Raw genomic sequence first — 23629 nt, 5'->3', positions numbered from 1 at the left:
CCCCTTTGCTAAGATTTTTGATGAATATCGATCAAAGCGAGCATATGTTCACATGGACCTTGCATCAGACGATTTTGTTTATAGAAATAACAAGAACATTGAGCAGTAGCAATCCGACCATCTTTATCCAGCCCGACTTGGGTTTTTTGTTTTTCGCTTACCCCTTCGATACTCCAACCAGTAGATAGAGAAATTCGTTTTTTCACTTGTATTTTGTTTTCGTTCACTAGTTTTTTTGCCAATTCTTCTTTGGGATTGGTGTATTTTAGTTGATCCATTGGTAAGGGATCGCGTGTGAGCTCACGTAAACGATATTTTCCAATTTCCAAATCAAACATCACCCTACCTGCGCTACATAGTTGACGCAGCGCAGCTTGAACAATGTCTGTCGGCAAGTGGGTCCAGCTTGCGAGCTCCGAATCCGTTGCTGTTTTTCTTAATTTAAGCTGAGCAAACACAAGAGCCGATTGATTGGGATTTGCTTTCGTACTTGTACCGACCATGAGATCAAAATTACCTGCACTTGCCCAATCATTTCGAGTCCAGCCAGAAAGACCCAATGTAAAACTGAGATGACCCATATCCACTACATAAAAACTTGGCATACCAGTACCTAGTAGATGAACAGTAATACGATCTGCTAGCGGTAAAAGTCTTTCTAGTAAAAACAATCTTCTACGTCCCCATGTGCGAATTTCTTGTGCTGAGTCTCCTAGGTAGATAGAGCCAGCAAACGTAATTTCTTCATTCCAAGGTTCCATTATTAGTTTTACAGGTTCTCCTGGATTCAAAATATATTTCAAAGATCGCGGACTGTTTTGTTCTTTGTGTTTGCGTAAAAAATTACAGATGTTATACAAATCAATTGGTTTTAGTTCAAAGGAAGAAGTTGGCATGCTCATCGCTGATTGTACTTGCAAAAAGCCACGTACCCAACTGGTTGGTACATCGATTTTTTTCTCTTTGTATATTTCTCGACCTTCCGTTGCGACTTCAAAACCAGATGGATCGACTTGGAATTCTGTCGGACGATAAGTGCGAATTCGTTTAAGTTCTGCTAATAAATTATCGGAAAAATCGATATTGGTTGTTCCATATTGGAAATCTTTCACATCAGTGAATAATTCTTCATGAACTGCTAATCTTCCGTAAGAAGATTCATCTAATGAAAAAGCTTCAAAAAATACTTGATCAGGAGCTACTGTGATTACAGGGTCTAGCACAAACCAAGCATCTTTATCATTTTTGTATAGCCAGTCAAAGTAGCGGCGTTGGGATTTGTAGAAATCCCCCATTCTTGTTGTACGCAGTTTGGTCAGCTCATTCATCCGATTTTGCAATTGATGAATACGCAGGGATAGGTCCGCTTTTTCACCTAGAATACCTGCTATATCCAGCAGGTATTGTTGTTTTACCCACTCTTGATAAGCCGTGTTATCTTTTGGTTTGAAATTCAAATCGGATACGACGACATCACGCAATGCAATCATTGCATCTCGATAACGAATGGGATCGGCTATCTTTCCACGAAAAAAGGTAGGCTCTCGTCCTAGATCAGGTGCAAAGCTAACAAGCGAATTTCCGCCTGCATAGCTCACTCCACTCGATGAAGCGTATGTTTGTTGAAATAACATGGTATTCCTCCTTATCTTAGTTGTAGAGGTGTTTCTAAGTTAGGATACAGAGATTGTAACTGGGTCAACGTAAATAAAATTCGCTCAAAGTCACGCTTTCCACCAATAGTTGCAAGATCTGCTAGGATAGGGATGATTTTTTCTGCCATTTGGCGATCTGTTTTCCCTAGTCGGATTAATAGGTTGAGTACCATCTGTTTTGCTTTTCTTGCTTGATGTACTTTGAATAAGATAGTACGGAAAAACAGTTCCAACCTTACTACTTTGTCAGCATCCCAATCGATTTTCTCCGCAAGCGAAAGTGCATATTCTTGTACATATAGATCGGTACTTTCACTAGATCGAAGCAATAATTCGGTAATGTCTAAATCGTTAAAATGGATGTCGACCATTTCCATCCCAAAAGCTTGTACATCTTGACGTGCGCTGTCGATGAGACCATAAATAAGTGTTGGAGTGAATTGGTCTACAGACATCGATCGCATATATGCGAATCCCCAATCCCTTGTATCATCCCACTCCGTTTCAACGAAGTTAACCAACCATTGATCGGTAATTTGCTCTTTCACTTGAATGATCATGTCTCGAGCTTGGCTTCGGCATAAAGCGATTTGATTGTGTGCTAAATTTTGCAATTGATCCATTGTAAACTGATCGACAGTCGGTTGCTTGGCTGCAAAAATTCGGGCACCGAGCGTCTGAAAATCGGTATCATGATGATCCAAAAGTGTCAATATTTGATCCAAGGGAGTATCGACTAATCCCGACAAAAACAAGGTGCCAAGCAAATCATTCTGTATAAAAACCCGACTGGACTCTGGTAGATCTGGATTCATCATGCGAGACCAGAGTTCATCTAAAAAAGGAGTTAGCATTGGCATGAGCCAGTGCATTCGATCAGCAAAAAACGGTGTAAGGAAAACTTGATTATCCTCAAACGGAATAGCACACCATCTTGCTAAGAAGTCAGGTGTACAGGAGAGCACCATATAATCTTTATGTAAAACATTACGAGCAGTTTCGCGGATGATTTCAGCACGATGCTCTAAAAATGGCAATAAATCATCTGCAACATAAGGGTGTTGATGACGTTGGATCATGGAAAATAGTAAGGCAATGAATCGCTGAACGGTTGTATTCTCATGATGTAACAACTCTTTTAGCATAGAGATCGTGACGATTTCCCTAAGAATGGGTTGTAGTTCGTTTTTAAATAAGGAATACCATTCTTCTAAATAAGCTGCTGTTGGAGATTCATTAATTTTTTCTAGACATTTTAAAACGAGTTGAATTTTTGTTTCTTTAGACCAATGAGTGGAATGTGTTTGTAGAAATTCATTTGCTAAACTACGAATCTTTTCATTTGGATGGGTAGAGAGTTTTATCCAGCGTTCTAGATCAGGATTTGTTTTATCCAATCGATGGAGTACTTCTCGCACGGCGAACTCTTGACGATATGGTTCATTCGATTGGAGTAATTGATCGATAATTTTATTTGATATTTTTGCTACAAAGACAGGATTGCCGAGCCGCAATGCACGTCCTGCAAAATGGACGACAGGTGATGCTTCCGCTTCCATCAAGAGCTGAAGTAACTTATCTGGATGTTGGTCCCATAAGGAAGGGAAAGCTTCTTCGCGAATATCAGATGCATCATCGAAGTAAGCATTATCGGATGCTTTCCAAGTTGAACTTCCATAAGTAAATCTTTTACTGTGATGGTATAAGATATGGTTATATAGCCAATTTTGTATATAGGATTTTATGTAATGCGTGTGATTGGTTTTTGGGTGAGACACGCGTATTTGTTTGGTATGTGAAGTGTTATATTGCAGCAACAAATCAGTTGTTATCTCTACATATACAGAGGAATCTTGTTCTCCTATTTTGTTAAGATGACGCCAGCTTCTCCTTGTCAAGTAACGCCGTGTTTTTGGAGTCGATCCATATTCGTATTGCCATCGGTTTTTTGAGTTCGTGTTTTTTTGAGGACGAGTAATAGAGTTGTTGTAATCTCGCTGTGTGTCAAAGCGATGTGCAAGAAGGGTCCAAATTTCATGATCTTGTCTTTTTTCAGCCAATTTGTAAATGGCTTTTACATAGCGCATATAGTTTGTATTTAAAACATGATAAGAACCATTGCGACCACCATAGTAATTGTAATATCCAATGTATACGCCAGTATTAGCTGTAAATGTTTGGAATTCTTGATAAGTGTAGTATTTAAGTAATTTCTTTAATCCTTCTTTTGCCAGAGGATGATCGAGTAAATAGAGAGTCCACAGCCAAGAGCGATCTCTTTTTAAAACGACACTAGGCTGAGCGTAGTCGTATCGTTTTGTTTTGTCGTTCCATACATAACTGCTTTCTACAAGAATGGCAAATTTCATTAATTCATCTACAAAAGAAGGATCATTTTTAATTAATAATATTTGTAATTCTGCAGGGAGCGGGGAAAGAGGCTGTTCGGCTTCCCACCATGATACGTGATTCTTGTATTCGTTCCATTCTTTTTGAATGAACGATTCGTCTTTTGTTTTTATTTTATTTTGCAGCACAGGACTACTCCTTTCTATTTGCTTACAGAACGACCTGACCTTTCATTTGGTCAGGTCGTTAAAAAAGAAAAAGATTTTTTTGGATAAATATAGATTTTAGATGTTATTTCAATAAATATATATGATTTAAGAGAATTGCGTCAAGAAAGAACCGAAAATATATTCGTAATAGCGGGAGATGTATGTAAAATAGGTAAAATTGATAATGATAGAAGAATCTGATAATGATATAGTGAATGGTAAGTTAGTGTTGTTGCGCATAGATGGAGGAGAAAATGAGCTTCGACAAGCTTCGAGGCGTCCAGATCATCGTTCAGGAGGGTCACTTCTCTCATGAGCAGTATGTTCAAGAGCGTGGACAAGGCCTTGGTCTGAAGTGGGGAGACTGTATCTTCGCAGACGATGCAGCGGGCTGCATCGCCTTCATTCAAGGGATGACCAAGCAATCGGATGAGTTCGAGGTCATCGAGGATGACAGCATCATCGAACTGACTGTCAAGAACAATTTCGGTTCGGTTTCTAAGGTAGTTCGATTCCTCGTGGACGACAAGGACCATGAAAAGCTGATGAACGAGCTACGTGATCTGAAGGGGACAGGTGAGCGTCTTCTGATGACTTCTGTCATCTGAGGTTGATTTCTGCTTCAACAGCGCAGTACGACTGGTCATTTGAATTCGTTCAGATGACCAGTTGCTGTTTATATTGATAACGTGGGAAAAATATAATAAAAAACCTAGCTAGTAAACTTAGCTAGGTTTTAAGAAGTTATCTACGAAAACACTATGATCTGGTAACGCCACTGAGCTAGACCCCGGGTAGGGGGGTCGATCGTAGTTGCGGCTACGCCTTATTAGGCAACTCACGATCACCCCCCTACCCGGTAGGTCTAGTATAGTAACGCGGGACCGGATGATGTATGGGAATCTTACACGCTGATACGGCGTAACACCGTACACAAGATAGCTAGATAACTTCTAGATATGTACACTTTTTCAAATACTAATAATAAATTAACATAGAACATATATTTTTGCAAATGAAAATTTTATGTAAATAAATGTAAAACAGGAACGAGCGAATAATAGTTGTGCCCCCTTTCATTTGAAAGGGGGCACTCTGCACAATGAGCCCTGTGTCTGGTTTAAGTTTTATAGGGCTATGTTGTACAGCAACTCTTACCCGTATAGGGTTAGAGGCCGAACATTTTTTGGAGGAGCGGGTTCAGGTTTTCCCATCGAGGGGTGTTGCTCCGAAGGAGCTCCTCCACATCTTCTGTCTTTTTCGTCAGGAATTTGACTTCGGAGAATTCTCCATCTGAACTCTTTTTCACCAAGTCCTCCAACTGGTCTTGGCTCAGCGGAGTCTGGGCGAGAACGATCAGCTCTACACTCTCGTTTTCGCTGGCCCTTCGACCGAGGTAGGCAACGGAGTAGGAGGAAATGTGCTCAGGATTGTCGGCGTTCACCCCAGCCTCTTCCTCGAGTTCCTTGGAGTAGTTGGAGTAGAAAGGATTCGGTGCTGCCATGTTTTCATGGTCTAGCATGCCTCCAACTGGACCAATTTCTCCAGCGTGTTGGTTCTTCGGTCCGCTCACGGCAAAGAACAGAAAGTCCTCCCCTTCCAGAACAGTGACAACGTTAACCAAGTACAGTTTGAGAAGTGTCTCCACCCCCATGAGCTTTTGCAGCCACTCGTATTTCTGTAGCCACTTGTTGATCTTCTTCAAGCTTTGGAACTTTAGGAGAAACTTGAAGACGCTATAAGTTGATCGGTAGACGCGGTAGACACGGTTTTGCTGATCGTCTGTGAACTCTTGATCAACGAAGTGCACAGGGTTGTCTACCAGAGAATCATTTTTCCGTGTTTCCTTCAACCAGTTGCACAGCACGAGTAGTTGCCAGAAGCGGGAGAGATGCAAGTCACTAATGACCTCGACCTTGAATTGATCGAGTGTTGTGCCAGCAGCGAGTTTCTCCACATCACCCATTAGGGCTCCTTTTACGAGTTTGGATGTTGATATATTCATTATATTTTCTTTTCTTGTTTTGATAAACATTTTTTTATGTAATAATTATTTGAGGAAGTTATAGGGAAGCTATTTTTTACGAGAGAATAGAACGCTCTCTTTCCTTGGTATATAGTTAATTTTTATGTAAAAAAATAAAAATGAAAAAAGGTGTTGACAATATACCCTTATTCGGGTTAAGATAGATTTCGTTCCTAACAAACATCAAGTGTTTGGAGAGGTGTCCGAGCTGGCCGAAGGAGCACGATTGGAAATCGTGTAGGCGGGCAAAACCTGTCTCGAGGGTTCGAATCCCTCCCTCTCCGCCATCTTATACATAGATGGCTCGGTAGCTCAGTCGGTAGAGCAGAGGACTGAAAATCCTCGTGTCGGCGGTTCGATTCCGTCCCGGGCCACCATTTGAAACACTTTATAATATGCTGAAATAGCTCAGCTGGTAGAGCAACTGACTTGTAATCAGTAGGTCGCGGGTTCGATTCCTGCTTTCAGCACCATACAAACTGCCACCAATATTATTTTGGTGGCTAAGTTTTAGGGGCGTAGTTTAATGGTAGAACAGAGGTCTCCAAAACCTCCAGTGTGGGTTCAATTCCTACCGCCCCTGCCAATTGGTATGTAAGGAAAAAATGCTGCTCTATTCCTACAAAGGATGATTAGAGCAGCATTTTTTTTGATTGGAGAAGAATATACTATAGGTAGAAAAACATAGCCATGAATATATTTTAGTCTAGTGTTAGCGTTAGTGAGAAGTGTCTCACAATAGTTTATTTTCTGCATGTATCAGGATATCCTTTGCCCGTGATATCCATTTTTCATCTATTGGATGATTATCTGTATTAATAGGGGCAGTGAATTGGTCAATTAGACCGCTAAATACACCTGCATCTGCATCTGGATCATTGGTATGCGTGCGGAATTCATGTTTGATCACAAAAGGCTTTCCGATCTCGACTAGGGTATCTGGATCGCCAATATCTCCATTTACTTGATAAACAGGTATACGGAGGAAGTATCGATTTCCCTGTTCTTCTTCCCAGTCCAGAGCTTTGTCAAAATATCCGTGGTCGTATGTATATCCGCCGCCTAAGTGGAAGTCGTCTTGTTCTAATTTTTGCGATATGGTTTGGAATTGAATTTGTTTCCCTTCTATAGGGGAATCAATCGGTATCATTTGGATCGACTCCTTTCTGATTATAGTGTTTGAGGTTTTTGTTTTTTCATACATGTTGTTTTTGATTTATTGGAAGGGTAGTTTTAAAAAAAGAAAAACGTTAAAATATTAACGTTTTGGATCTTTATTTATCATTTAAATTTAATATTACTTGTTCTTCGTTCCCGCAATTCAATTTAAAAGGATCTCCTAACGGAACAATGAATTCAAAAGATTGATGAAGTTTTTATCAAATGAATGCAGCCCCCCCCCCCGAATGATTAGTCACTCGAGGGACTGGCGCCGCTTCGTAGAAATTAGGACATGGGCATGACCTTAATTTTACGAGTTGGAGGGTTGTAGCTGTCTGCGGTACAGAAGCAATACATTAATTTCAAACAAACCTTTAGCAAAGACTCCGAAATTTGCTGGGAGTTTTTTAATCTAGGGTATTGACTTCTAGTGTGATTATGTTAAACTATTCAAGTGTTAGACGAATGCTTTTTAAATAATCAGATCGTTTGCACTAACAAAAAGAGGTAACATTATCAATGGGAATATAATCAACATGTTATTTTTCATGGCGGCATAGCCAAGTGGTAAGGCAGAGGTCTGCAAAACCTTTATCCTCGGTTCAAATCCGGGTGCCGCCTCCATTTTAACAAAAAAAGCTTGACATATCTCTACAAAAAAGGTACGATAGATTTCGTTGTTGAAAATCAATATGGGCCCTTAGCTCAACTGGATAGAGTGTCTGACTACGGATCAGAAGGTTAGGGGTTCGACTCCTCTAGGGCCCGCCATTTTCAACAAGTGTATAGTCAAAAATGAATATGGGCTCTTAGCTCAACTGGATAGAGTGTCTGACTACGGATCAGAAGGTTAGGGGTTCGACTCCTCTAGGGCCCGCCAAATAAAAAAAGATGAAAGCATATGCTTTCATCTTTTTTTATTTATTTATGGATTTATTGCCATAACAAGACAGAAGCACGTATGTATGGATGCCGTTTTTTAGATTGCAATTGTTTAGGGGTGATTTTTTCTTTTTGGGGATGTCGTTTGACGAATCTAGAGCTAGTCGATTTTATATTTGGGGTAGGTGGGCGTGGAAATGGCAAAATCATTATTTCATGGGAGGTTTGCGTGGGTGTGTGATTTTTAACCACTTCGATTGGATACAGATCATATTCTTGACGCGAACGAACCGCGGGAATGGAAGCTTCCGAGATTTGCAAATGAGAAAGAAAGGAGAGCTTTTTAGGCATAATATACGATTTGGAAAGATGCTGATGTATGTATATGAGAGAGGTAATGCTGATAAGTAAACAGATGCAAGTAGAGGTAATCCAGCTTGTCCGATAAGAAGACAGCTTGTCATAAATAGCAGATAACAGACCAATGGTATGTACGAGAAATTTTCTCATCCAGTCACTCCTATCTTTAACGACTCCTACACTATCTTACCATAAATTTCAATATTCAGCAAAAAGACACAAAAAAACAGAGGAGCTGACCTCTGTTAAAATGTTTCTTCGATAATTCCGCCGCCTAAGCACTTTTCACCATCATAAAAGACGACAGATTGTCCTGGTGTAACAGCCCGTTCTTTTTCTGCATAGTGTACCGTGACGGTATCATCATTATTTGGTGTCACTGTTACAGGGACATCTACTTGTCTGTAACGGAATTTAGCTGTACAAGTGAAAGTTTGCAGTGGAGGTTTCGTTTGTAACCAATTTAGATTACTTGCTGTTAATCCAATTGAAAAAAGTGCTTCATGATTATGACCTTGTGCAACATATAAGATGTTTTTCGATACATCTTTTTTTGCTACAAACCAAGGTTCTCCTGTACCTGCTTCAGATCCGCCAATTCGTAACCCTTGTCTTTGACCGAGGGTGTAGTACATCAATCCATCATGAGTTCCGATGCGTTTACCATCCATCGTATGGATTTCACCTGGGGTAGCAGGCAGATATTGACTAAGGAACTCACGGAAATTTTTTTCTCCTATAAAACAAATACCTGTGCTGTCTTTTTTCTTTGCCGTAGCAAGCCCTGCTTCTTCCGCAATTTTTCGTACTTCTGATTTCTCAAGATGCCCGATGGGGAAGAGTACTTGATCCAACTGTGCACGATGAACAGCATATAAGAAATAAGATTGGTCTTTTGTTGGATCTATTCCACGAAGTAGAGTAGCTCCTTTTTCATTATGTTCTACCCTTGCATAATGACCGGTAGCAATAAAATCTGCTCCTAGTTGTTTCGCTTTTTCTTGGAAGTCTCCGAATTTGATTTCTCGATTACACATAACATCGGGATTGGGTGTTCTGCCTGCTTTATATTCATCAAGAAAGTATTGGAAAACTTTATCTGCATATTCTTTCTCGAAATTTACTGCATAGTAAGGAATACCGATTTGCGTTGCTACTCTGCGCACATCTTCAAAATCTTCAGTAGCAGTGCAATGACCAAACTCATCCGTGTCATCCCAGTTTTTCATAAATAGACCTACGACATCATAACCTTGTTGTTTCAGAAGGTATGCGGTCACGGAAGAATCGACTCCGCCAGACATACCAACTACAACACGAATTTTACTTTTATCCATTGCTCATCACACATTCTTTATTAGTTTTAACTATTATAAGACAAGACTCTTATTCACGCAAAATGTGACTATCAAAGGTAAACATTGCAAGGAAGGTTGTCAAAGCGCATTTCATCCAGTAAGCTAATATCAGCACTGTAAGGGCGGTAGGAGGTAATATGCGATTTGTTAAATTATTCCTTTTGTCTTGTATTCTAATAGTGACGACAACAGGATGTTCATTGGTGATCGAAAAGATTCAACAAGTAACAGGAAATCAAGTAAATAAGGTCAGTGAAAATAAACCTGACAAACGAGATAATGCTAATGAAGAAAAGCAAATATACGAACAAGGTTTTGTTCCTCCGACTCCTTCACCTGTTCTTCGCAACATTTTAGAAGATGAAGGAAAGGGGAGATATGCGACTGATCCTTATAAAGCAGATAGCGTCAAGCAGGCATTACAAGTTATGCCAGACGGTTTAGCAAAAGATGCGGTATATGCTTATCTGTTAGGATTGGTAGGTCAAAACTATAAGTATGATCTAGAGAGCCTGTCCAATATGCTAGCACCTAATTATCAAGCAAAAATAAGAGTCATGGCACATGGAGAACCAGCAAAACCGTCAAAGCCTGTTCTGGTAAAACTACCAAAACCAAGCAATGTTGCTATTTTAGTAGACGCTAGTTCTACAATGGCAATGGACTTCAAAGGCAAATCTCGATATGAATGGGCAAAACAGTTCACTACGATGTATTTGAAACATCTTCCTAAGAATGCAAATGTAACGGTACGTCTTTTTGGCCATGAAGGTGGTCCAAGAAAGAAAGACAAAGAAATTTCTTGTAGACAGACACAACCGATTTATCAGGGTTATCCAACTCAACTGCCTAAGTTGGAAAAAAACTTTAGTAATGAAAAACCGACTGGTTGGAGTCCGCTGGTAGAAGCTTTACATAATACGATGGAAGAACTTGCAAAAAATCAAAAGCCTGACAATGAAAACATTATCTATGTGCTAGCAGATAGTTCAGATACATGTGGTGCTGATATGTCTGAACAAATAAATGCTATGCGTCAATCGAAGTTAGGGGTTATGGTGAATGTAGTAGGTATTGATGTTCCTACGAAAGACGAAAGTGAATTAACCCAATTAGCTGAGGTGACAGGCGGCGAGTATCAGCCTATCGATGATGTTGTAGATTTGGAACAAATAGCCCGCGTGCACGCAAATGAAGTGAAACAAATAAACGAGCCTTGGCAAATTAGATCTATCCAGAAAATGGTCAAGGGATATCAAGTGACACATGATCGGTTGAATCGAAAGTATCAATCTATTGTTACCAATTTAAATCAAGAACATCAGAGGTTATCGGATGCGAATTCACTTGTCAAAAAGGAAAAGAAAATCAACAATCTGGAATATAACAAGATAAAAACTTGGATTGATAATCGATACAATGGTGTACTTGGTTTTACGGAACAAAAGTGGCATGCAAAAGAAGCTGAATTAGAACAATCTTTTACAATCGCAATAAAAGATATGGACAAGAAATGGAACCAAAACAATAATGAGCTCAAATCATTTGAAAAAAAGAAAAAAGGATTGTTACAACAAGCTAAAAAGGTCACACAAGAAACACCAGGAAATCCTGAGGAGTAGACAGTGCTATGAAATATACGTTGAAACAGGATGAACGGCTTGGTATTCCTAAACCAGTTCTTTTTGTAGAATACGAAAAACTTAGTGAAGAAGAACAAGCTAACTTCGAGTTGATGTGCCAAACAGTATGTGCAAAGATACCGGAAGCCATTAAAGTATTTGAAAGTCGTTATATGAAATACTTTGAACGGTTAGATCGGGTAGATGATGCGGCATTTTATGAAATCATGGGAGAAATGAACGAAATTTCGAGCTGTATATGCGATCTGAATTTGCTGTACCTTTGGATAGAAGGTAATTTCTTATCGACAAGTGTACATGCTTGATGTTAAAGCTACCCATATTGGGTAGCTTTTTTTAAAGTAGAAAGTTTTTATGTTATATCGGGTATACTTAATTTTTAGGTTTTCTTCTTTGCTGAAACCAAAAATTGAATTTCGATTTTTTTCAACTGAATAGGAGAAACAAAGGGAATATTCTGTGTAAGCCTATTTTTTTGTGACAACGTTAAAATTATGTGTATGATACATATGGTGTAGTATGACAGGAGGAGTTAAAGATGAACTGGATTTTAGAGGCAGAATCAAAGAAGGATGTTTTTTTAGATAAATTAATAGAGTTTTTGAAAATTCCAAGTGTATTGGATGAATCCACAGCAACAGAGGGAGCCCCATTTGGAAAATCCATTAATGATGCATTGCAATATATGTTGGAGTTAGGTGAAGCAGACGGTTTCACTGTTAAAAATTTAGAAGGTTACGCAGGGCATATCGAATATGGGAGCGGGGATGAAATCGTTGGTATTTTATCTCATATTGATGTAGTTCCTGCCACAGAAGGCTGGACATCTCCACCTTTTTCACCTGAGATTCGCGGTGGAAAGCTTTATGCAAGAGGAGCCACAGACGATAAGGGACCAACAATGGCATCTTATTTTGCGCTTAAAATCATTAAAGAATTAGGACTACCTGTATCGAAACGTATTCGATTGATTATGGGTACAGATGAAGAGACACATTGGAGATGTATGAATTATTATTTATCTCATGAGGAGATGCCAACAGTAGGATTTACCCCAGATGCAGAATTTCCTATCATTACAGCAGAAAAAGGTTTTCTCGATGTACAGCTTGTGGGAGAAGGGGAAAGCGAAGTAACAGAGGGAAGCCCATGGATCTTACAGTCTTTTCAATCCGGTCAGCGTGTAAATATGGTTCCGGAATATGCAACAGCTATAATTGGTGGTAACGGAGATATATTTGATCTAAAGGAAGCATACCAATCGTTTTTAATGACTCATCGATTGGAAGGGTATGCAGAGGAAGCGGATGATCATGTCCAACTAGTCTTACATGGTCGTGCCCATCATGGATCTGAACCTGAAAAAGGTTTGAGTGCAGCATTAGAGCTTGCACGATTTTTGTTTACCTTATCACTGGATAATCAAGGACATCATTATATACAAATGATCCATGACTGTTTCATTGATAGTATTTTTGGTGAAAAGCTAGATATGGTGACAGAAGATAATATTGTTGGTAAATTGACAGTCAATGTTGGTGTTTATCGATATGAACTTCAAAAAGAACAGTATGTCCGAGTGAACATTCGTTATCCGATTCATGCAGATGGGAACGAATTAGGTCAGCATTTAAAAGAGAAATTAGCGAAATACGGATTTGTGGCTACCCATATTGATAATAAGCCTGGACATTCTTTTGATAATAATCATCCATTGGTGCAAACTTTGGCCCGTGTCTATGAAGAACAGACAGGACTTCCTTCGCAATCTTTAGCTGTAGCAGGTGCAACTTACGCAAGAGCACTTACCAATTGTGTTGCATATGGTCCGATCTTCCCAGGTAAAGTAGAGACAGCTCATCAAACGGATGAATATATCGATGTGGATGATCTCATTCGTGCTATTAGTATCTATGCGCAAGCCATGTACGAACTCGCAAAATAATGGAACAAAAACTAGAAATGACTTGTATCCTTGTGGATTCAAGTCATTTTTTTGGTTTACATTGGGGCGGCGACATACACAACGTGTATGCCGCCGCTACGGTGAATCAGTGCTCACCCTGAACCATTTCCTCCTCCCAAGCGCTTCTGCTCTTTGATGTGGAAGTCCGGGTCCATGATGGAACCTCCTCTTGATCAGATGGGCTCAAGTAGTACCTTTCGGGAGAGGGACCTTTACATTTTTATTTTATTTAATTTTTAGATAATAATCAATAGTTTATTGCAATCGCTTTCATTTTATTTATAAAAAAAGCCTACTATCCGCTAAGATGTAGGCTTTTGGGAAAACAATGGGTACAGATAAGACTCCGGATCTTTCAATTGTTTTGGCAAAGGTTTTTTTATTTTTACAGGGATGTCGTTCTTTTGTAGGACAGTGAAAATCTTTAAAAATTGGTCCCTTCGATAGAGGGGAGAGTTGTAATTGTTCAATTCTACTGATGATCCATCATCAAATCTAATTTTGAACAGTAACCGCAAGTCATCTTGATTGTAGACTTCTTTCTCCTCATTAATTATGTAATCAAGTTCTAAATGATTAATTTCATGCCATTCTCGTACTTTCGAATCCTCTATATTGAAAAAGGTATTGTATTGAATGCCTTTTTGAGTCAATAAGAGGTAGTTATCAAAACCTAGGACTGTCAATGGACCCATGATGAGGTAGAAGATAGAAAACAAAATAAAACTCACCCGCAGTTTTTTCGGATCAAATCGATGTTCGATAAACGAAAATACAAACAAGATTAGTAGAAAGAAAAACAAAAATGATAATCCATAGGAAAGGTTGGTTCCTATGAGATATACTTGCTCTGGTTTTTGATAATTCCACTGCTGCGTAAGGATATAGAGAACCCACAGCACAGCAGATAGGATGGTTGTAATAAGCAGATTACGCGCTGCTGTAGATATATTGTTCCACATTGAAGAAAATACACGCCTCCTAAATAATAGATTTTAAATAATGGGTAATTTTTTTTAGTTCTGTTAATAAATAATCGATATCAGCTTTTGTTGTTTCTCTTCCTAGTGTAAATCGTAAACTTTGATAAGCATTATCCAGATCATTGCCCATAGCCATTAAGACATGAGAGGGGGCATGTTTGCCTGCACTACATGCGGAACCACTCGAAACATAAATTTGTCTTCGGTTTAATTCAAGTAAGATAGCTTGCCCTTCTAAACGCTGAAAGCTCACATTTATGTTATTAGGTAATCGCTCGGTCGGATGTCCATTGAGTATGACGTCTCCAAGTTGTTCGATTTGTTGCCAACCATAGTCCCTAATTTCTTTTTGTCGTTTACTTTCGTATGCTAAATCATCAAGAAATAAAGATGCAGCTTTGCCAAAGCCTACAATAGCTGGTGTATTTAGTGTACTAGGACGCCAATTGCGTTCTTGCCCTCCTCCGTATAGCAAAGGTTGTAGTCTTACTCCTTTGCGAATATACAGTGCACCAGCACCCTTTGGACCATATATTTTATGACTACCTATAGACAAGAGGTCTACTCCCCATTCGTTCACATTACAGGGTAACTTTCCAAAAAATTGTACCGCATCCGTATGAAAAAGAATATCTCTGTTTTTTAACAATTCAGCGATTTCTTTTATAGGTTGAATGGTACCTACTTCGTTATTGGCAGCCATCACACTGACTAAGATGGTGGTAGGCGTTATGGCATGTTCTAGATCCGTTATATTTATCTGACCATAATGATTGACCGGCAGATAAGTCACTTTATAGCCAGTATTTTCGAGATGACGACATGCTTCTAATACGGAAGGATGCTCGATCGAAGTGGTAATAATATGGTTTCCGCGTTTCCGATGGTAAAGGGCTGCTCCCATTATGGCCAAATTATTCGCCTCTGTACCGCTACTAGTAAAAAGAATTTCTCTCGATGATGTGGCTCCTAATGCAAGAGCAATCTGTTCTCTTGCCATTTGGATATAGGAGTAGGCTTGTACTCCCATGTCATGAATACTGCCGGGGTTCCCATATGCTTCAGAAAACAATGGTAGCATGGATTTTAACACTTCTTGACGTACTGGACTTGTAGCGCCGTAATCGAGGTAAAGAGCCATTTTTCACTATCCATCCTTTTAGACGAGTGTACTTTTTGTATCTGGTAATCATTATATCGAAAAAGAGATGATGATGGTTGTGTGAAATTTTTGTTGACATTATCGCAGATCCTGAGAAAATAAAAGTGATAGATCTGTGAACAAATGAATTTTTGTGAAGGGATGCACGATATGACAGCAAGAGAAACAGATTTCCTAGTTATTGGTAGCGGAATAGCTGGTTTAACTACTGCGTTATCACTTGCACAGCACGGACATGTGATAATTATCACAAAATCCAATCAAGAAGCTTGCAATTCCTATCATGCCCAAGGCGGTATTGCTGCGGCAATTGGGGAGGAAGATTCTCCAGAGTTACATTTGGAGGATACATTACGTACAGGTGTTGGCCATGCAGATGGAGATTCTGTTGAAATGCTTGTTCGCATGGGGCCTGAAATTATTTCGTTATTAGCAGATTGGGGGACACCATTTGATCGTGATGGATCCAAGTTTGCATTAGCCAAAGAAGGATCTCATAGCAAAGCCCGAATTTTACATGTGACGGGAGATGCAACAGGCAAAGGTATTATTGATTCTCTCTTGTTAGAGATTCGCAAGCATCCATCCATTTCGTTTGTTTCTCATACCATGGTAGTAGATCTAATAATCCAAGATGGAGAATGTGCTGGGGTATATACAGTTGATAAAGAAACGGACATTACACAATATTACGCACGTCATGGTGTGGTCTTAGCAACGGGTGGCTGTGGGCAAATCTATCAGCATACTACAAATGATTTAGTATCTACAGGCGATGGGTTTGCGATGGCGTATCGAGCAGGTGCAGAGTTGACCGATATGGAGTTTGTTCAATTTCACCCTACAGCCCTGCATATCGACCAGAATCCTATGTTTCTCATATCAGAAGCAGTTCGTGGAGAAGGTGCTGTACTTGTTACGGAAGATCATACTCCATTTATGCACAAATACTCCGAATGGGGAGATTTAGCCCCAAGAGATGTAGTATCGCGAGCGATATTTCAAGAAACGATGGAAGGGCATCATGTTTATCTCGATGCAACAAAGCTAACCGTTGATTTTGCTAACCGTTTTCCAACGATTTTTACTGCCTGCATGGAGGTTGGCATCGATCCGAGAGTAGATTTGATACCTGTTACCCCTGCTGCACATTTTATGATGGGCGGAGTGAAAACCGACTTGTCAGGACAAACAACGATTCCTCGGCTTTTCGCTTGTGGAGAAGTTGCGCGTACTGGGGTGCATGGTGCAAATCGATTGGGTAGTAATTCCTTGCTAGAGGGCGCAGTTTTTGCTAGGAAAGTTGCTCTAACAATAGCTTCTTTATCGAAGAGGACGGTTAAGCCTTTACAAGAGATCGAAGTGTCGGTAAGATTGTGCAATAATAAACAAAAAGAAGAACAGTGGAAGCAACAAATACAACAAGTCATGTGGAAGTATGCTGGGATATCACGTACCAAATTGGGTATGGAGAAAGGCTTACAGGAATTAAAATCCATTTCTGATCAAATACCCTCTTCTTATTTAGAATCCCAAAATATGTTACAAGTTGCACAAATCGTATTACAAGCTGCTCTTTGGAGAGAAGAAAGTCGGGGAGGGCATTATCGATCTGATTACCCTAAGACCGAAGAAATATGGGCGTCCCGACAGTATATAGTGGAGGAGAATCAACAACATGAATCCCATTCAATTGCGTCAATCCATTCGTGATATGTTGAACGAAGATATTGGAGCTGGAGATATCACAACGGAATCACTAGTGGAAGCAAATCAGCAGAGTTCAGCCGTTTTACTGGCCAAACAATCTGGTGTAATAGCTGGTTTGCCGATTGTCGCTCAAGTTTTTCAAGAATTAGATCCCTTACTTGATTTTCAATCCCAAGTAGCAGAAGGACAGAAAGTAGACTCCTTTCAAACCATAGCTGTCCTTTCTGGCTCAACAAAAGCCATTTTAACAGCCGAACGAGTAGCACTAAATTTGTTGCAAAGGATGTCAGGTATAGCTACTCTTACACGTCAACTGGTAGATCAATTGGAAGGTTTGGATTGTCGCGTATTGGATACGAGAAAAACGACTCCTGGACTTAGACCATTTGAAAAATATGCGGTTCGTATGGGTGGAGGAACCAATCATCGATTTGGACTGAGCCATGGTGTGATGATCAAAGATAATCACATTGCTTTTGCGGGAAGTATGCAAAAAGCCGTAGAAAAAGTTCGCCAGCGCGCTGGTCATATGGTTCAGATTGAAGTGGAAGCAGATACATTGGAGCAAGTAAAAGAAGCCCTTTCTCTGCCCATTCATGCTTTACTGCTGGACAATATGAATATCAATGACTTGCGAAAAGCAGTAGCCATGATCGATGGAAAGGTATGGGCAGAAGCTTCAGGAGGTATCACTCCAGAAACGATTCGAGCTATTGCAGAAACAGGTGTTAATGCTGTTTCGGTGGGATACTTGACTCATTCAGCAACTGCACTCGATATTAGCTTGGATTTTGTGGAAGAGGGGACAGAAAATAATGCTTAACATGCAAACCGACTTGCAACTTCCTGACAGATATCGTCAGCTTTCCGATAGTGAATTGGATGAACGAATTCGTAGGGCTAAAGCAAGTTTGGGTAGCGATTTGGTAATCCTGGGACACCATTATCAGCGAGATGATGTGATTCAATATGCTGATTTTCGTGGAGATTCTCTGAAATTATCGCAAATTGGTGCGAGAGAACGAAAAGCCAAAGTCATTATTTTCTGTGGGGTTCATTTTATGGCAGAAACTGCAGATACACTAGCTGCAGATGAACAAATGATTATCCTTCCAGATCTACAAGCTGGTTGTTCGATGGCAGATATGGCTGATATTGAAGATGTTGAAGAAGCATGGGAGCTTTTAGTAGAACAATTTGGAGATACGATTATCCCTGTGACCTATGTGAATTCCACTGCAGCGATCAAAGCATTTGTAGGACGACATGGAGGTACTACTTGCACTTCTTCCAATGCTAAGGAAGTGTTGACATGGGCTTATTCTCAAAAGAAACGTATCTTGTTTTTGCCAGATCAACACCTAGGACGCAATACTGCATTTGGACAGTTAGATATTCCATTAGAAGAGATGGTTATTTGGAATCCACATACGGCAGAGATGGAAGCAATACAAGGAGATCTAGAAGATATTCGAATGATTCTCTGGAAAGGACATTGTAGTGTTCACCAAAAATTTACGACTGCACATATTCAGCAAGTACGAGAACGTGATCCAGAAATCAAAGTTTTGGTTCATCCGGAGTGTTCATTTGAAGTAGTCCAACAATCGGATTTTAATGGATCAACAGACTATATTATAAAGATGATTGAAGCAGCACCAGCAGGGAGCAAATGGGCAATTGGCACAGAAGTAAATCTAGTTGGCCGTTTGGCAAAAGAACATCCAGATAAACATATCGAACTCTTAAGCACAACGATGTGCCCTTGCCTCACCATGAATCGAATTGACCGTCCGCATCTTTTATGGGCATTGGAGAGTGTCGTTGCAGGGAATCCTGTAAACCAGATTGAAGTGGCTCCCGATATTATTCACTGGTCCAAGATTGCTTTAGATCGCATGTTTCAAGCGGGGAATCAAGGAAAGTAAAAAAAAGTTGGAGGATTCCCTCCAACTTTTTTAATCTAAGTAATCGGTAGGCTCGACTTCCAACCAGTCTATTTTCTGTTGCAAAATGCTTTCTGTATCATCGTCTTGTATATCAATGATTTTCCATTCTTCTCCTTCTTTGTTCAATATGATGGTAATATAGGCATCTTCTTCTTGTCCGCTATCACCGCCCAAAGCATTATTCGCTTCGTTAAATGTTCCTTTTGGAAAACGGACAATAACGGACCGACGGGTATCCGATTGCGGTTCTTTTGGATTGTCTGCAATATAGTAAGTTTTTGTGATGCCGTTGACCATCATTTTTAAAATATTTTCCATTATTTCATCTTTATTTTCTGGTGTTGCGGGACCACCTTCAACGGTACTGGATACGACAGAGATTAATTTTTGGTACCGCTCTTCAGCTGAAGGTTTTTCAGATTTAGCAAAGAGTGTATTGAAATAAGTTGCACTCGTTTTTTGTGCATCATTTAGGCCTCCAAAGCAACCTGTTGTGAGACTGAAGATAGAAATGAGTAGAGTTAATAATAGTCCGTACTTATACTGCTTCTTCATTGTTCCACCTCGAAAAATATTTAATTTGTGCATTTTTTTAGTATATATGAATTTAAATTTATAAACAAAATTAAAAAAAGACTTACAAATAGACGTTTTCAAAAGTGATGCGTCAATGGTTAGAAAAATAAAGCAGATCAGTTTGTACTCATTCGATTGAACCAATCTGCTGTGTTTATGTGATGTTTATTAATCCATTGTTAATACTAGGTGATGTTTCAATTTAAGTAATCGGTAGGAGAGACTTCTATCCAATCGATGTTAGCTTGAACTACATCTTTTTTATCGATTTCTTTCACTTGAACGACTTTCCAATTTTCTCCTTCTTTATTGACTACTACCATTCGATAAGCTTCTTCATCTGATTCATTTTCTTCAGCAAAAGCTTTATTGGCTTCGTTAAAAGTCCCTTTTGGAAAGCGAACGATAATGGATTTTCGCGTATCTGTATGAGGTTCTTTTGGATAATCAGCAAGATAGTAAGGTTTACTGACTCCGCTGATCATAAATTTTCGTATAGCCTTTAAAATATCTGCTTTGTATTGGGGCTTTGCAGAAAATTCTTGATTGCTTACGGATACAACAGAAACAATCTGTTGATACCTCTCTTCCGCAGAAGGTTTGTCAGACTTTGAAAAAAAAGAATTTAAGTACGTCGCACTAGCTTCCTGAGCATCATCTAATCCTCCAAAGAAAGAACAACCTGCTGAACTCGATGCTGCCATAACAAAAAAAGTAATTAGTCCGAATTTTGCCCATCTCATCGTTGTATACACCTCAATAGATTTTTTCCAAAAAAACAATCTTTGTTATACCAATAATCTAATTTTCCCTGCTACACAACAATCGAAGAAAAAAATACAGTAGGGTTGTTTATAAGCGTTTATATAGGATGAAACACTATTTCTAATGTTGTTGCTTTTCTATTATATAGCAATTGGATTGCCCAAAAAAACACCTAAGTCTATATTTTGTAAACTATGAAATAAATCAAAAAAATTATCATTTGGTTATCTCCATGATCATTCGATTCACATGGGCAAAAAAGAAACCATCTCTTACTGTATAAGATGGTTTCTGTATCCTAATTATTCTTTGTCGTAAACAAAGTATTATAGGTCCGAGGGCCTCTATTTTAAAGTTCCTATTTGTTTGAGGGGAATCCAAATTTCAGGGAAAGCAGTTGGGATATAGTATAAGATAGGTTGTTCTTACTCACAAAAAAGATCTACACTCTCATGGCAACGATATTCCGAAGATGATAAATGATATGGATCATAAATACCGAATGTTATAAGATTGAAGTGTTTTACTATTGGTTCCTGATGAAGGGAAGACACACATGTACACGGACGAGGTTCGGAGCATGCTCGAGGATGAGATGCTCGAGGATGAGATGCCCGAGAGTGAGATCGACGAGGGCAAGCGCCTGATGAAGGACGCTGCTCTTGCTGTCTTCGAGACCAAAGGCAACACCGACAAGCTGGTGGCTTGGAGCATGGCCTCCGAGGCCGCTCGCACCACCTCGTACGGCTACTGATCAGTGCATCAGTGCATCAGTGCCCCTCTCCGGAGCCACCGGCAGAACATATATCGTATGTTTCTGCCGATCGGCGTATAATGAACCAATCATATAATCGAGTAGCAGGGGGATAACTAACCTCCGAGCTCTCACCGGCAAAAAGAAGGCCAGTGTGTCTTTTTAATAACCCACGGGCCTTCTTTTATCAGATTAGGATTAGAAAACTTTTTGTAATATTATTCTTTTAAATAGTCTGTCGGATTGATTTCTGTCCATTCTATTTTTGGATCTGTTGTTATTTTTTTATCGGTTTTTGCGAAGCCTATCACTTTCCATTTATCGCTTTCTTTTATAAGAGTGATTGTGTCACTATGGTATTCATCGGGTGTACTTTGATCAAAAAGAGCAGGTGCATCAGATTTTTTAAATCGAAAAACAATATGGCGTTTTGTTTCCGTTTGCGGCTTTGTAGGGTCATCTGCTAAGTAGTATGGTTTGGATAATCCATTTTTTATCGATTTGTCAATCAGTACCATAAAAGCCATACCGTCCATATATGTGGTGAGAGGAGTAGTCTTTGAGATAATTTCTTCCAATTTGTGATAACGATCTAATCGTGAGGGTTTGTCGCTTTTAGCATAGAGATTACTGTAAAAAGTAGCTGCGGTTTTTTGGGCATCATCTGGTCTATCACATCCGGTTACTGAGCTGAAGATAGCGAATAAAATCAATATAAGGATTCCTTGCTTCATCCATTTCATCCGTGAACACCTCACATTTTATTTTTTGTAATTTTATTGTTCTATTATAATAAAAAAACCCACTTTCTGCTTTTGCATAAAGTGGGTTTTTTTATATTCCGTTTATGAATGGGAAATGTGAACACCAAATTGTTTTAAACGCTCCATGGCTACTTCTGTTGGCACCAATGCCTCAGGAAAATACACCCCACCTTTGGCCGGAGGTCCATCCAAACCGAGAATTTGTTCGGCTACTAACAGTACACCAAGTGCAGTAAGATGTGCCTGTCCATTTGGATCAGATACCACGGTCCTCCGTTTGGTATACTCTCCTGAATGCAGTGTTCCTTCTATATCGATATAAACTTCATGGGATGGTTTTTTACCTGCTTTTGTTCCAAAAGAATCACCTCGCATGGAGTCCCATCGTACATGATTTGCACCAGTCACTGCTACCACACTGGGGACATCTGGTAGAGGGCCGGGAATTCCTATTTCTGCTTGATCTTTGGAAATCTGAATTTTTCTTGCATGAGACCGAGCATTCACCCATGCCCATCTCCCGTTTTCATATAACAATGCACGATCGAGTGGATAACGAGCATCATTGCCGATACCTGTATTTGGTCCAATTGGATCATGAACATCATATAGCGAGGCGATCTTAACCGAATCTATTTTTTTGAAATCGGCAGCAACGTGCTTCGTCACAATTGCATTTATACCTGCATCCGTATGACCCAGTAAGGCAATCGGACGGTCTAAGGGAGACTGAAGAGCAGTATAGAGAAAGACAGCAACATCTCCAACCAGTTTGGTGATATCAATATAACCAATGCGGTGTTTCATAGCCGCACGAACTAATAAATCTGATGGATCATGCAGGGAAGCAATGATCAAGTCAAGTTGATCTAGGTCTAAATTTTCTAAAGAATCAGGTTTTTTAATATCCAGATAAGCAGTAGATGCACCTCCTAAGTCCTTTGCTAATTTTTCCCCTTTTTCTGGAGATCTCCCTGCCAAAATGAGTTCAGTATCTGAGCTCATTTTGCGAAGATGTTGGGCAATATAACTACCGATCAGCCCATAACCACCTGCAATGAGTATTCTGGATTTCATTTTAATTCCTCCTAAGAAAGCAATGTTTACTTTTTTTACTTCGGATTTGTTTACAGATTTTTGCCGACTGAAAGCCCACGGTTTGAATCGTGGGCTTTCAGTCGGCGTTGCTCCAAACCCCAAAAAAGGGGTTGCAAGAGCAACGAATATTTTGTATATTAGAACACATGATCGGTGATCATCCTACAGCTAGTAGGTTTGTTCTTTGAAAATGTAATGGTATCGGGTTTCGGTAGCAAATGGATCTGTCTCCTACCGAGTAAAACCATTAGAGGCAGGA

At 39.6% G+C, this 23629-nt stretch carries 20 protein-coding genes and 7 tRNA genes; 15 read left to right on the top strand and 12 right to left on the bottom strand.

All coding sequences use genetic code 11. The annotated features are described in order from the left end of the window. Positions 1-8: 8 nt before the first annotated feature. Both A3GQ_RS0115180 and A3GQ_RS0115175 read right to left on the bottom strand, forming a co-directional pair. Positions 9-1634 carry an SWIM zinc finger family protein gene (locus A3GQ_RS0115180; protein ID WP_028777780.1) on the bottom strand — a complete coding sequence of 542 codons (1626 nt, stop codon included), beginning with the start codon at positions 1632-1634 and terminating at the stop codon, positions 9-11. An 11-nt stretch (positions 1635-1645) separates the two neighbouring features. Then, entirely contained in the window at positions 1646-4192 is a 2547-nt protein-coding gene (locus A3GQ_RS0115175) for a hypothetical protein (RefSeq protein WP_028777779.1), read from the bottom strand. Between the two features lie 275 nt (positions 4193-4467). On the opposite strand from A3GQ_RS0115175, the gene A3GQ_RS0115170 reads away from it, so the two are divergent. Further along, on the top strand, positions 4468-4821 hold the full coding sequence (locus A3GQ_RS0115170) for a hypothetical protein (protein ID WP_028777778.1): 354 nt from the start codon (positions 4468-4470) through the stop codon (positions 4819-4821). A gap of 560 nt (positions 4822-5381) precedes the next feature. Here the strand turns inward: A3GQ_RS0115170 and A3GQ_RS0115165 are convergent. Continuing rightward, positions 5382-6179 carry a hypothetical protein gene (locus A3GQ_RS0115165; RefSeq protein WP_028777777.1) on the bottom strand — a complete coding sequence of 266 codons (798 nt, stop codon included), beginning with the start codon at positions 6177-6179 and terminating at the stop codon, positions 5382-5384. A gap of 253 nt (positions 6180-6432) precedes the next feature. On the opposite strand from A3GQ_RS0115165, the gene A3GQ_RS0115160 reads away from it, so the two are divergent. The 4 genes from A3GQ_RS0115160 (at position 6433) to A3GQ_RS0115145 (ending at position 6825) form a co-directional block, all read left to right on the top strand. After that, positions 6433-6526, top strand: a tRNA-Ser gene (locus tag A3GQ_RS0115160). Between the two features lie 14 nt (positions 6527-6540). Then, positions 6541-6616, top strand: a tRNA-Phe gene (locus tag A3GQ_RS0115155). Positions 6617-6636: 20 nt separating this feature from the next. Next, positions 6637-6712 (top strand) — tRNA-Thr (locus tag A3GQ_RS0115150). 39 nt (positions 6713-6751) lie between these two features. After that, positions 6752-6825, top strand: a tRNA-Trp gene (locus tag A3GQ_RS0115145). Positions 6826-6972: 147 nt separating this feature from the next. Here A3GQ_RS0115145 and A3GQ_RS0115140 read toward each other — a convergent pair. Beyond that, positions 6973-7389 carry a YugN family protein gene (locus tag A3GQ_RS0115140; protein ID WP_028777776.1) on the bottom strand — a complete coding sequence of 139 codons (417 nt, stop codon included), beginning with the start codon at positions 7387-7389 and terminating at the stop codon, positions 6973-6975. A 561-nt stretch (positions 7390-7950) separates the two neighbouring features. Here A3GQ_RS0115140 and A3GQ_RS0115135 point away from each other — a divergent pair. The 3 genes from A3GQ_RS0115135 to A3GQ_RS0115125 all read left to right on the top strand — a co-directional run bounded on the left by A3GQ_RS0115135 (position 7951) and on the right by A3GQ_RS0115125 (position 8280). Continuing rightward, positions 7951-8024, top strand: a tRNA-Cys gene (locus A3GQ_RS0115135). 70 nt (positions 8025-8094) lie between these two features. After that, positions 8095-8171: transfer RNA gene (locus tag A3GQ_RS0115130), tRNA-Arg, on the top strand. Between the two features lie 32 nt (positions 8172-8203). Continuing rightward, positions 8204-8280 (top strand) — tRNA-Arg (locus A3GQ_RS0115125). A gap of 53 nt (positions 8281-8333) precedes the next feature. On the opposite strand, the gene A3GQ_RS0115120 is transcribed toward A3GQ_RS0115125, so the two are convergent. Both A3GQ_RS0115120 and mnmA read right to left on the bottom strand, forming a co-directional pair. Next, positions 8334-8792 carry a hypothetical protein gene (locus A3GQ_RS0115120; protein ID WP_028777775.1) on the bottom strand — a complete coding sequence of 153 codons (459 nt, stop codon included), beginning with the start codon at positions 8790-8792 and terminating at the stop codon, positions 8334-8336. Between the two features lie 95 nt (positions 8793-8887). Further along, entirely contained in the window at positions 8888-9979 is a 1092-nt protein-coding gene (gene mnmA / locus A3GQ_RS0115115; protein ID WP_028777774.1) for a tRNA 2-thiouridine(34) synthase MnmA, read from the bottom strand. Positions 9980-10137: 158 nt separating this feature from the next. Here mnmA and A3GQ_RS0115110 point away from each other — a divergent pair, with 158 nt between their 5' ends. From A3GQ_RS0115110 to pepV, 3 genes are all read left to right on the top strand, one after another. Next, on the top strand, positions 10138-11622 hold the full coding sequence (locus tag A3GQ_RS0115110) for a hypothetical protein (protein WP_028777773.1): 1485 nt from the start codon (positions 10138-10140) through the stop codon (positions 11620-11622). 8 nt (positions 11623-11630) lie between these two features. Continuing rightward, complete coding sequence (locus A3GQ_RS0115105) at positions 11631-11948, top strand: hypothetical protein (protein ID WP_028777772.1); 318 nt, start codon at positions 11631-11633, stop codon at positions 11946-11948. Between the two features lie 233 nt (positions 11949-12181). Continuing rightward, positions 12182-13588 (top strand): dipeptidase PepV, encoded by a 1407-nt coding sequence (gene pepV, locus A3GQ_RS0115100; protein ID WP_028777771.1) that lies wholly within the window; start codon positions 12182-12184, stop codon positions 13586-13588. 323 nt (positions 13589-13911) lie between these two features. Here pepV and A3GQ_RS0115095 read toward each other — a convergent pair whose 3' ends face one another. Together A3GQ_RS0115095 and A3GQ_RS0115090 are read right to left on the bottom strand one after the other, a co-directional pair. Continuing rightward, entirely contained in the window at positions 13912-14571 is a 660-nt protein-coding gene (locus A3GQ_RS0115095; RefSeq protein ID WP_028777770.1) for a hypothetical protein, read from the bottom strand. Positions 14572-14590: 19 nt separating this feature from the next. Further along, positions 14591-15733, bottom strand: a complete 1143-nt coding sequence (locus A3GQ_RS0115090; protein WP_028777769.1) for a cysteine desulfurase family protein — start codon at positions 15731-15733, stop codon at positions 14591-14593. 171 nt (positions 15734-15904) lie between these two features. Between A3GQ_RS0115090 and nadB the strand changes: the two genes are divergently transcribed. From nadB to nadA, 3 genes are read left to right on the top strand one after another with little or no spacing between them, the layout of a single operon-like run. Further along, complete coding sequence (nadB, locus tag A3GQ_RS0115085) at positions 15905-17467, top strand: L-aspartate oxidase (protein ID WP_028777768.1); 1563 nt, start codon at positions 15905-15907, stop codon at positions 17465-17467. Next, positions 17433-18287 carry a carboxylating nicotinate-nucleotide diphosphorylase gene (gene nadC / locus A3GQ_RS0115080; protein WP_028777767.1) on the top strand — a complete coding sequence of 285 codons (855 nt, stop codon included), beginning with the start codon at positions 17433-17435 and terminating at the stop codon, positions 18285-18287. Before nadB ends, nadC begins: the two co-directional genes overlap by 35 nt. After that, positions 18280-19392 (top strand): quinolinate synthase NadA, encoded by a 1113-nt coding sequence (gene nadA / locus A3GQ_RS0115075; RefSeq protein ID WP_037465163.1) that lies wholly within the window; start codon positions 18280-18282, stop codon positions 19390-19392. The genes nadC and nadA overlap by 8 nt, the downstream gene beginning before the upstream one ends. Positions 19393-19422: 30 nt before the next feature. Here the strand turns inward: nadA and A3GQ_RS0115070 are convergent, their stop codons facing one another. Further along, positions 19423-19968 carry a hypothetical protein gene (locus A3GQ_RS0115070; RefSeq protein WP_028777765.1) on the bottom strand — a complete coding sequence of 182 codons (546 nt, stop codon included), beginning with the start codon at positions 19966-19968 and terminating at the stop codon, positions 19423-19425. A 218-nt stretch (positions 19969-20186) separates the two neighbouring features. Next, positions 20187-20732, bottom strand: coding sequence for a hypothetical protein (locus A3GQ_RS0115065; protein ID WP_028777764.1), 546 nt, complete (start codon positions 20730-20732; stop codon positions 20187-20189). 602 nt (positions 20733-21334) lie between these two features. Between A3GQ_RS0115065 and A3GQ_RS0115060 the strand changes: the two genes are divergently transcribed. Next, a complete protein-coding gene (locus tag A3GQ_RS0115060; RefSeq protein WP_169818299.1) occupies positions 21335-21508 on the top strand; it encodes a hypothetical protein in 174 nt (57 codons plus the stop codon). Between the two features lie 218 nt (positions 21509-21726). On the opposite strand, the gene A3GQ_RS0115055 is transcribed toward A3GQ_RS0115060, so the two are convergent. Then, the gene (locus tag A3GQ_RS0115055) at positions 21727-22251 is read right to left on the bottom strand and encodes a hypothetical protein (protein ID WP_028777762.1); all 525 of its coding nucleotides are present in this window, start codon (positions 22249-22251) and stop codon (positions 21727-21729) included. A 102-nt stretch (positions 22252-22353) separates the two neighbouring features. Further along, positions 22354-23349 (bottom strand): saccharopine dehydrogenase NADP-binding domain-containing protein, encoded by a 996-nt coding sequence (locus A3GQ_RS0115050; RefSeq protein ID WP_028777761.1) that lies wholly within the window; start codon positions 23347-23349, stop codon positions 22354-22356. Between the last annotated feature and the right edge of the window lie 280 nt (positions 23350-23629).

The sequence above is a fragment of the Shimazuella kribbensis DSM 45090 genome (genome assembly GCF_000428065.1).
Lineage (GTDB): Bacteria > Bacillota > Bacilli > Thermoactinomycetales > Thermoactinomycetaceae > Shimazuella > Shimazuella kribbensis.
This window is presented reverse-complemented; position numbering and strand designations above follow the sequence as displayed.

What these genes read in the sequence shown, in the direction of transcription:
- nadB (WP_028777768.1), top strand. Translation starts at nt 15,905, where the DNA reads ATGACAGCAAGAGAAACAGATTTCCTAGTTATTGGTAGCGGAATAGCT.
- A3GQ_RS0115055 (WP_028777762.1), bottom strand. Translation starts at nt 22,251, where the DNA reads ATGAAATGGATGAAGCAAGGAATCCTTATATTGATTTTATTCGCTATC.
- mnmA (WP_028777774.1), bottom strand. Translation starts at nt 9,979, where the DNA reads ATGGATAAAAGTAAAATTCGTGTTGTAGTTGGTATGTCTGGCGGAGTC.
- nadA (WP_037465163.1), top strand. Translation starts at nt 18,280, where the DNA reads ATGCTTAACATGCAAACCGACTTGCAACTTCCTGACAGATATCGTCAG.
- A3GQ_RS0115060 (WP_169818299.1), top strand. Translation starts at nt 21,335, where the DNA reads ATGCTCGAGGATGAGATGCTCGAGGATGAGATGCCCGAGAGTGAGATC.
- A3GQ_RS0115165 (WP_028777777.1), bottom strand. Translation starts at nt 6,179, where the DNA reads ATGGGTGATGTGGAGAAACTCGCTGCTGGCACAACACTCGATCAATTC.
- A3GQ_RS0115070 (WP_028777765.1), bottom strand. Translation starts at nt 19,968, where the DNA reads ATGAAGAAGCAGTATAAGTACGGACTATTATTAACTCTACTCATTTCT.
- A3GQ_RS0115180 (WP_028777780.1), bottom strand. Translation starts at nt 1,634, where the DNA reads ATGTTATTTCAACAAACATACGCTTCATCGAGTGGAGTGAGCTATGCA.
- A3GQ_RS0115095 (WP_028777770.1), bottom strand. Translation starts at nt 14,571, where the DNA reads ATGTGGAACAATATATCTACAGCAGCGCGTAATCTGCTTATTACAACC.
- A3GQ_RS0115090 (WP_028777769.1), bottom strand. Translation starts at nt 15,733, where the DNA reads ATGGCTCTTTACCTCGATTACGGCGCTACAAGTCCAGTACGTCAAGAA.
- A3GQ_RS0115120 (WP_028777775.1), bottom strand. Translation starts at nt 8,792, where the DNA reads ATGAGAAAATTTCTCGTACATACCATTGGTCTGTTATCTGCTATTTAT.
- A3GQ_RS0115170 (WP_028777778.1), top strand. Translation starts at nt 4,468, where the DNA reads ATGAGCTTCGACAAGCTTCGAGGCGTCCAGATCATCGTTCAGGAGGGT.
- A3GQ_RS0115110 (WP_028777773.1), top strand. Translation starts at nt 10,138, where the DNA reads ATGCGATTTGTTAAATTATTCCTTTTGTCTTGTATTCTAATAGTGACG.
- nadC (WP_028777767.1), top strand. Translation starts at nt 17,433, where the DNA reads ATGAATCCCATTCAATTGCGTCAATCCATTCGTGATATGTTGAACGAA.
- pepV (WP_028777771.1), top strand. Translation starts at nt 12,182, where the DNA reads ATGAACTGGATTTTAGAGGCAGAATCAAAGAAGGATGTTTTTTTAGAT.
- A3GQ_RS0115065 (WP_028777764.1), bottom strand. Translation starts at nt 20,732, where the DNA reads ATGAGATGGGCAAAATTCGGACTAATTACTTTTTTTGTTATGGCAGCA.
- A3GQ_RS0115140 (WP_028777776.1), bottom strand. Translation starts at nt 7,389, where the DNA reads ATGATACCGATTGATTCCCCTATAGAAGGGAAACAAATTCAATTCCAA.
- A3GQ_RS0115050 (WP_028777761.1), bottom strand. Translation starts at nt 23,349, where the DNA reads ATGAAATCCAGAATACTCATTGCAGGTGGTTATGGGCTGATCGGTAGT.
- A3GQ_RS0115105 (WP_028777772.1), top strand. Translation starts at nt 11,631, where the DNA reads ATGAAATATACGTTGAAACAGGATGAACGGCTTGGTATTCCTAAACCA.